The 7,978-nt window shown below is 67.5% G+C and carries 7 protein-coding genes; 1 reads left to right on the top strand and 6 read right to left on the bottom strand.

Going from position 1 to position 7,978, the window contains the following annotated elements; all coding sequences use genetic code 11:
- Positions 1 to 143 precede the first annotated feature (143 nt).
- Genes H0X00_RS01185 through H0X00_RS01165 form a run of 5 tightly spaced genes read right to left on the bottom strand, consistent with a single transcriptional unit; the run spans position 144 to position 5,574 of the window.
- Positions 144 to 992, bottom strand: a complete 849-nt coding sequence (locus H0X00_RS01185) for a MaoC/PaaZ C-terminal domain-containing protein (protein WP_293766734.1) — start codon at positions 990 to 992, stop codon at positions 144 to 146.
- A gap of 30 nt (positions 993 to 1,022) precedes the next feature.
- Positions 1,023 to 1,427: a nuclear transport factor 2 family protein gene (locus tag H0X00_RS01180; RefSeq protein ID WP_293766732.1), complete on the bottom strand. Its 405-nt coding sequence runs from the start codon at positions 1,425 to 1,427 to the stop codon at positions 1,023 to 1,025.
- Positions 1,424 to 2,614, bottom strand: a complete 1,191-nt coding sequence (locus tag H0X00_RS01175) for an amidohydrolase family protein (RefSeq protein ID WP_293766730.1) — start codon at positions 2,612 to 2,614, stop codon at positions 1,424 to 1,426. The genes H0X00_RS01180 and H0X00_RS01175 overlap by 4 nt, the downstream gene beginning before the upstream one ends.
- A gap of 20 nt (positions 2,615 to 2,634) precedes the next feature.
- Positions 2,635 to 4,239, bottom strand: coding sequence for an AMP-binding protein (locus H0X00_RS01170; RefSeq protein WP_293766728.1), 1,605 nt, complete (start codon positions 4,237 to 4,239; stop codon positions 2,635 to 2,637).
- A gap of 60 nt (positions 4,240 to 4,299) precedes the next feature.
- Positions 4,300 to 5,574, bottom strand: coding sequence for a cytochrome P450 (locus tag H0X00_RS01165; protein WP_293766726.1), 1,275 nt, complete (start codon positions 5,572 to 5,574; stop codon positions 4,300 to 4,302).
- 155 nt (positions 5,575 to 5,729) lie between these two features.
- Here H0X00_RS01165 and H0X00_RS01160 point away from each other — a divergent pair, with 155 nt between their 5' ends.
- Positions 5,730 to 7,166: an amidohydrolase family protein gene (locus tag H0X00_RS01160; protein WP_293766724.1), complete on the top strand. Its 1,437-nt coding sequence runs from the start codon at positions 5,730 to 5,732 to the stop codon at positions 7,164 to 7,166.
- Between the two features lie 15 nt (positions 7,167 to 7,181).
- Here H0X00_RS01160 and H0X00_RS01155 read toward each other — a convergent pair whose 3' ends face one another.
- Positions 7,182 to 7,967, bottom strand: coding sequence for an SDR family NAD(P)-dependent oxidoreductase (locus H0X00_RS01155; protein ID WP_293766722.1), 786 nt, complete (start codon positions 7,965 to 7,967; stop codon positions 7,182 to 7,184).
- Positions 7,968 to 7,978 lie beyond the last annotated feature (11 nt).

Below are 7,978 nucleotides of genomic sequence, written 5' to 3'. Positions count from 1 at the left end.
GGGCAGCGTCGAGGACCGCGCCATCCGGGCCAACTCCGCGCGCTGCTCACTACTGACCGGCAACGCCGGTGCTGTCTTGATCGGCATGATCAATCATACCGCGCTAATTCACAGACAGACCACTAGCCAGGCGCCCGGTCCGTTCAGGTCAGGGTGAGAACAGCGTTGGACAGCGCCACCGCACCGGACTCCTTGACGCCGGCCTCCACGAGGATGTCCTTCTGCCGGTGCCACGCCCGCACGACCAGGGTCTCGCCCGGATAGACCGAGCCGGCGAAGCGCGCACTCCACCCGGCCACCGCGGTGACATCACCGGCGAGCAGCTCGTCGACCACGCCCTTGCACACCATTCCCCAGCTGCACAGTCCATGCAGAATGGGACGGTCGAACCCGCCCCGCCGGGCAAATCCAGGATCGATGTGCAGCGGGTTACGGTCGCCGGAGAGCCGGTAGATGGCGGCCTGCTGCGGCAGGGTCGGAATCTCGAAGATCCGCGTCGGCTCCCCCTCGGGCACCGGCACCTCCGCCTTCGGGCCCGGGTCCCCACCGAACCCGCCCTCCCCACGGGCAAAGAGCTTGAAGCGGTTGCTGCACAGGGGCGTGCCGTCGGCCAGGTTCGTGTCGGCGCGCACGACGATCACAGCCGCCTTCCCCTTGTCCCAGACACTCTCGACGGTGGGCGTGGTGACAATCTCCGCGACCGGCGGCAGCGGGGCGAACACCTGGAGCTCCTGCTCCCCGTGCAGCATGCGTGCGACGTTGTAGTCCAGGCCCGGCCCTCGGATGGCGGGCAGCGCGGCCTCGAAAGCGGGGATGACGCTGAAGGTCGGCAGAACCTTGAGGTTGCGCTCGTTCACGTAGGCGAGCTCGGCCTCCTCCAGCGAGGCCCCCGCGCCCAGCCCCAGGTGGTACAGCAGGACGCGATCCGCGTCCCAGCTGTCGGGGGTCGGACCGTAGGTCGAGCTCAGGGCAAGGTCAAGATCGATGGGCATGGCTGTCCTGTCGGTTCGACTGATGGTCCATCAGGTTGCGACGCGATTTCGGAGGTGAGCGGCCGCCATCTCGCGGACCGCCTGGACGTCGGCGCTGTCCAGGTATTCCTCGATCCGGGTGATGCGGCCGTCGGCACACCAGACCCGCAACATGCACGGGGCGGTAAAGGCCGGCTCGGTTGCCGTCATGAGGTGGCGCTGCACGTACCCGTCCGGGAGCAGGTCGCGGTGGACCTCGGAGTAGGTCAGCCCGCGGACCCGCGAACTCATCCACGCCAGGGTCCGCACGCTCTGTTCGCCGGTCTGCTCGACGCGGTCATAGTTGTGCCACACCGCAACCTCAGATGCGTAGAGGGCGCCCAGCGCCGCGGGATCGGCCCCCGCCAGCGCCGTCATCAGCGCGTCGGCGAGCGAACCGATCTCCTCCGGCGTCACGGCTTGAGGCGAGGGGTGTTCAACGCCTCGGCATTACCGCGCATGATCTTGCGGCGGGTCTCGGCGTCGAAGCTCGTCAGCTCTTCGGCGTAGTCCAGCGGCTCGGCCAAGCCCTCCATGTGCGGCCAGTCCGAACCGAAGATCACATGGTCGGGGCCCATGATCTCGGCGATCGCCGTCACGTCGTCCTCCCAGAACGGGTTGATCCAGACGTGGCGCTTGAACGTCTCGACCGGGTCCTCGCTGAAGTAGCCCGGCATCTTGGTCGCGGTGGAGTGCATCTTGCGCAGCAGGTCAGGGACGAACTGAGCCCCGTTCTCGACTGACGCGATCCGCAGGTTGGGGAAGCGGTCGAAGACTTTGTCGAAGATGAGAGTGGCGAGCATGTCGCCCACCGCCCGCTCCAGGGCGAACATCTTGACGGTGGGCCGGCCATCGCCGAACGAAGCGTTGCCACTGAAGCGCTGATTGGCGTACCCGTTGGTGGAGTAACCCGAGTCGCTCGCGTGGAAGACCAGCGGAATGCCGGCCTCGTTCAGCCGAGCCCAGAACGGATCGAAGCTCGGGTCGCCCGGCGAGATCTGACCCACGGCCGTGGTGGGAGCAGCCGGGCGCATGCAGACGACCCGAGCTCCCCGGCCCAGCGCCCACTCGAGCTCACCGATCGCCGTGTCGAGATCCGCGAGGGAGAGGTAGGGCGCGGTGAAGATCCGGTCCTTGTAGTTGCAGCCCCAGTCCTCGTCCGCCCACCGGTTGAAGGCGGTGAAGGTGGCCGCGACCGCCATCGGATCGTGGCGGAGCAACTCCTCGTAGAGCACGGCCAGCGTGGGGAAGAGCCACACGGCTTCCAGGCCCTGGGCGTCCATCGTCTTCAGGCGCGCGTCCCGGTCGAGGTACTCGGGCTGGATGGGGTGCCGATCGGCCAGCAGCTCCTCGGGCTTCTTGCCCCGGGGGTTGCCGCGGAAGTACTCGGCGAGCGAGCCGGGTTTGGCCACCGGGTCGAACGTCGGGTTGCTCACGACGCGCGCGATCTGGCCGCCGACAGCGTGATAGCGCCGGCCGCCGGCCACCTCGACCCACTCGATCGTCCGCGGCCCCAGCCGCGGATCGAGGTGTCGGGTAAAGGCGTCGTGCGCTTCGTAGTAGTGGTTGTCCGCGTCGAAGGCGGCGTACCCGAGGTCAGGCATTGTCCGATTCCTCTCAGGGGTCAGCGACGCGTGACGACGACGTCCGAGGTCTCTCGGTCCCACGTTTCCGGGGTGACGCCGCGGTCGCGCAACTCGAACTTCAGTACTCGCCCGACGGGGTTCTTGGGCAGCTCGTCCACGATCTCGATGTACCGCGGCAGAGCGAAGAACGGGATGCGTTCACTCGCCCACACACACAGCTCGGCCGGGTCGACGGTCTGGCCGGGCATCAGCACGATGCAGGTCTTGACGTCGTCCTCCGTCAGCTCGGACGGGATCGCGAACACCGCTGCCTCAGCGACGGCGGGATGCTGGACCAACGACATCTCGACCTCGAAGCTCGAAATGTTCTCGCCCCGACGGCGGAGGTAGTCCTTCTGCCGGTCGACGAAGTAGAAGTAGCCCGCCTCGTCGAACTTCCCGATGTCCCCGGTGTGGTGCCAGTAGTTGCCGGAGACGGCGAGGGTCTCGGCTGGGCGGTTCCAATAGCCGTCGAACATCACCGACGGCTTCAAGGGGCGCACGACGATCTCGCCGGGGACCCCCGCGGGCAGCTCGTGATCGTTCTCATCGAAGATCCGCACATCGAGGGTGTCGTTGCGCCGCCCCGAGGAACCTGGGGGGACATTCTCGTCGATCGGACAGGTCACCATGCTGCCGGATTCGGTCTGCCCGTACGTGGAGAAGCCTGGCCACTTCACACCGAAGCGCTGACGCCAGACGTCCTTGAGTTCCTGCGGGAACGGTACGGCGAGCACGGAGCGCAGCTGCCCGCGGCAGCGCAGCATCTCCGGGGAGTCCGGGGCGTTGGCGATGATCGACGCCATGGAGCCCAGCAGGTTGACGATCGTCGCACCGGACCGCTCGACCTCCGACCAGAACGCCGACGCGGAGAAGCGCGGCGCCATGCTCGTCGTCCCGCCGATCTGCGCACTGGAGAGCACCGCAGTGATGGCGAAGATGTGGAACAGGGGCAGCGGGGTCCAGTTGACTTCGTGCGCGGACCGGCCGCTGATGCCCAGGAAGCGGCGGGCGAGATCGCACAGGTAGTTGTGGCTGATCATGCAGCCTTTGGACGGCCCGGTCGTTCCCGAGGTGTAGATCAGTGAGGCCAGGTCCCGGCCGACGAGCTCCGGCTCCGGCAACTCACCGTCGGTCAGCCGGTGGGCGTCGAGCGGGCTGACCGTTCGCGCGGGCGAGGACACGGCCTCGACGTCGCCGCGGTGCAGCAGGGTCGTCAGCTCCGGTGTGCCGTCCCACAGACCCAGGATCCGCTCGGCGTAGTCCGCCTCGGCGATGGCCACGCGAGCGCCCGAGTCCGCGATCTGATGGCGCAGGAACTCGCCCTTGTAGGCGGTGTTGATCGGGACGTGGACCGCCCCGAGCGCGTGCACCGCGAACCACCCTGCGATGGCATCCGGCCCGGTGTCCAGCACCGTCACGACCCGGTCCCCGCGACGCACGCCGAGGGCGTGCAGCCCACGCGCGAGGTCCGTGCGCTGGGTCCACACGTCCCGGTAGGTCAGCTGCAGGCCCTCGAAGTCGAGAAAGACGGCGTCCGGGGTCGATGCAACGGCTTGCCGCAGGGTGTCGTTGACCGTTTCTCCGCTCGCTGGGCGCTCCATCGAGGCATCCTCTGTTCGGCCAGTAAGACTAGTCAGCACTATACCACTCTGACTTCCCGGTCAGCGCAGGCGCACTGGCAGTTCGTTCAGCGGGGAAAGCGTCATCGTGAAGGCCTCGCCTCGTACGGCCGGGCCGGCCTGTTCGAGGTCGGGGAAACGAGTGAACAACTCCTCGAACAGCAGGCCGAGTTCCATGCGAGCGAAGAGGTGCCCCAGGCACAGATGCGGACCGCCACCAAAGGTGAACAGCGGAGCGTCTGCCCGGCGGGTGAGATCGAAGCGGAACGGGTCGGCGAAGACCCGCTCGTCCCGGTTGGCCGAGGGCGGATAGGTCGCGATGAAGTCGCCGGCCTTGATCGGAACGCCCGCCAGTTCGTGGTCGGTGAGCGCCACGTGCTTGACGACATTGGACGTGGCCGTCCACCGCAACATCTCGGTGACGGCCCCCGTCGCGAGGCTGGGGTCGCGGCGAAGAAGCTCGAGCTGATCGGGATGATGAAAGAGCGAGAGCAGACCGATGGTGGCCGCGTGGGCGGTGGTGTCGAGGGCACCGGTGAAGAGCACCCACAGATAGGCAAGAGCATCCGCACGGTCGATGGGCGCACCATCGATGTCGGCGTCCACGACCGCCCCGACGATCGAATCGTGCTCGCCCCGCTTCCAGTCCCGGGTGAGATCGTCGAAGAAGTCCATCACCGCGCGGGTGTAGGCAGCCAGCGGGTCCTGGCCCCCGTAATCCAACGCACCGAGCTGCATCGCGAGCGACATCGTGTCCTCAGGCGAGATGTCGAGCAGGGCAGCGGTGGCGAGCAGCGGTACCCGTTGCGCGATCTGGTCGTGGAAGTTGAACTCCTTCACCTGCTCGGCCTCATCGAGGATCGCCGTGATCAGCGCCCGAACATGTTCGGCGCGGGCATTGATCGCCTTGCCGGTGAAGAAGGCTCGCAGGATCCCCCGGTACTTCGCGTGCTCGGGCGGGTCCATGCTGCTCAGGTTGTTCGGAATGTCTTCCGGAAGCAGGTCCATGAACTCCGTCTGCGTATTGGAGAACACCGAGGTGAGCCGGTGCACCTCGCTGCACTCGGCATGGGTGGTCACCGCCCAGAACCCCTGCCCCCGCGTCCCCCGGGCACCCTTTTCGTGCCAGAAGACCGGCGCCTGGTCACGTAGCACGCGCCACGTGGCGTGCGGATCTCCGCAGCGGAGTAGCTCCGGGTCCGTCAGATCGACGTCGTTCAGGCTGGTGATCGGCGGGAGCGACGGCTCGAACGGGGAACTCGTGAACCGCGGGGACTCCTCGATGTGGAGAGTGGCGATCTGGGATTCGCTGCGCATGGTGCCTCCTGGGCCCGTCGCTCACCGGCGAGCTAAGTTTAGCCAGCGCTATACCAATGTCAAGGGGCCCACACGCTTGCCCACGCCCGGGCCCTCTGATTAGGTAGCACTGACTGAACTACGTGCTGGACTTGCGAGAGAGAGGTCGGATCGCCGTGAGCACCGTCGCCGGAATCAAGCCCCGGGCCCCGATGCACAAGGGCGTCCTTCAGCTCGACCGCCCCATGTTCCTACGCCAGCTCTCCACCGAGGAGTACTCCCCACGCGCCTACGGCGCCGCGGATCTGCGAGTCGTGCGTCGCGTGCAGGACGCCCTGGGGGGGGTCGCGCTGGACCGCGGAGTGCCGGTCCGAGCGCTGGCCAACACCCGGCAGTCGACGGCAATCGGCCTGCGCGCCCTCAACGCGGAGTATGGCCGGGAGTTCTACGTCGTGCCGGAATCTGCCACCGCGAGCGAGGAACTCGCCGCGGCCGCTCTCGACGGCGACGAACTCGTCGTCGATGTGCAGACGCACTGGATGGCGCCGCACTCCGAAAAGTTGTTCCCCACCCACTGGCTGCGCGACCTGATGCGCGCGGTGATGCCGGACTGGTGGAAGGACCTCGAGGAAGACCATGCCTGGGATCTCTCCTACTACCTGACCAACGTCTTCCTCCGGACCGAGAACGCGGTCGCGGTGTTGACGTCGTCCCCGGGCACCACCGACCTGTGCCCGCTCTTCAACGACGAGATGCACGCCACGCGGACTTTGGTGGACAACCTCGCCGGCTCCGGCCGGCTGCTGAACCATGCCGTGATCCACGCCTCGACCGACACCGAGCGCGCCGCCATGGAAGAGATGCGCGACCTCTACGACCCGGTGGGGTGGAAGGTCTACACGATGGGAGCCATGGTCGAAACCGGCTGGGTGGACCCCTGGTTCCTCGACGACGAACGCACCGGTCTCCCCTTCCTGGAGCGGGCGCGCGACCTCGGAGTGCCGCTCGTCTGTACGCACAAGGGCCTCTCGCAACTCGCGCCCAACGGCTCGCCCCGTGACGTCGGGCCCGCCGCCAAGGCCTTCCCCGAGATCGACTTCGTCGTCTACCACTCCGGCTACGAGTTCCCCCTCCACGGCTCCCCCGGTGAAGGCCCTTTCACCGAGGCGACCGCCGACATCGGGATCAACCGCCTGATCACCACGGCTCGCGAGAACGGGATCGGGCACGATTCCAACGTCTACGCCGAGCTGGGGGCGACCTGGTACTCCGTCGTGCGCCGGCCGGAGGACGCGGCTCACACGCTGGGCAAGCTCATCAAGCAGTTCGGGATCGACAACGTCGTCTGGGGCACCGACAGCGTCTGGTACGGCTCGGCCCAGCCCCTCATCGACGCCTTCCGGTCCTTCCAGATCCCCGAAGCCATGTGCGAGGAGTTCGGTTACACCCAGCTCACGGCCGAGGACAAGGCGAAGATCCTCGGCCTGAACGCGTGCGGGATCTACAACATCGACGCGGCACAGGCCCGCGAGCGGTTCGCCAATGACGACCTGGCCTGGGCTCGTCAGGCCGTCGCGGAGTACGCAGAGAAGACGCCCCCCGGCATCCGCTGAGACGCCGCCGCACCGTCAGAGGATGTGCCCGCCGAGGCCGCCGTCGACGTCGATGACCGCACCGGCAAGGTACGAGGCCGCGTCCGAGCAGAGGAAGCCCACGACATTGGCCACCTCGTCGGCCGCCGCGTAGCGGCGGATCGGGATCGTCGCCGAGGTCCGGCCCACCACCTCGGCCGGGCCGATTCCGGAGGCCTCCCCGATCTCCTGGGCGGCCCGGGCCGTCATTGGTGTGGACACGAAGCCCGGCAGCACGGTGTTGATCAGGACGTTGTCGGCCGCGTACTTACGCGCCAGCGACGTGGCGAGGGAGACCAGCGCCGCCTTGGCTGCGCTGTAATCGACCAGCTCGGCGACGGGATAGCGCGACGCCCCGCTGCCGATCATCACGACCCGCCCCCACCGCTGGGACCGCATCGCCGGCAGGCAGGCCCTCGTGCAGCGCACCGCGGAGAAGAAGTTGACGTGGAACGAGGTCTCCCACTCCTGGTCCGAGGTGTGCAGGAAGTTGCGCGAGGGCGCATGTCCGACGTTGTTCACCAGGATGTCGACCGGGCCGAGCTCGACGGCAGCGACCTCAAGGAAGCGTGCGGTCTCGGCGGCCGAACTCATGTCGGCCACGATGGGCAGCACCGTCCCGGGCGCATCGGAAAGGCTCTCGGCGAGTTCTCGCAACGGCCCCTCACGGCGCGCGCTCACGGCGACGTCGATCCCGCTGCTGGCCAGGTGCCGAACGACGGCCGCCCCGATGCCCTCGCTCGCCCCGGTGACGATCGCCCGACGCCGTTCTGGCTGATCCATGTAGGTATAGT

Source organism: Sporichthya sp., assembly GCF_013815995.1.
Taxonomy (GTDB): Bacteria; Actinomycetota; Actinomycetes; order Sporichthyales; family Sporichthyaceae; genus Sporichthya.
This window is presented reverse-complemented; position numbering and strand designations above follow the sequence as displayed.

Coding starts and splice junctions, on each gene's coding strand:
- H0X00_RS01185 (WP_293766734.1), bottom strand. CDS start 992: ATGCCCATCGATCTTGACCTTGCCCTGAGCTCGACCTACGGTCCGACC.
- H0X00_RS01165 (WP_293766726.1), bottom strand. CDS start 5,574: ATGCGCAGCGAATCCCAGATCGCCACTCTCCACATCGAGGAGTCCCCG.
- H0X00_RS01170 (WP_293766728.1), bottom strand. CDS start 4,239: ATGGAGCGCCCAGCGAGCGGAGAAACGGTCAACGACACCCTGCGGCAA.
- H0X00_RS01155 (WP_293766722.1), bottom strand. CDS start 7,967: ATGGATCAGCCAGAACGGCGTCGGGCGATCGTCACCGGGGCGAGCGAG.
- H0X00_RS01175 (WP_293766730.1), bottom strand. CDS start 2,614: ATGCCTGACCTCGGGTACGCCGCCTTCGACGCGGACAACCACTACTAC.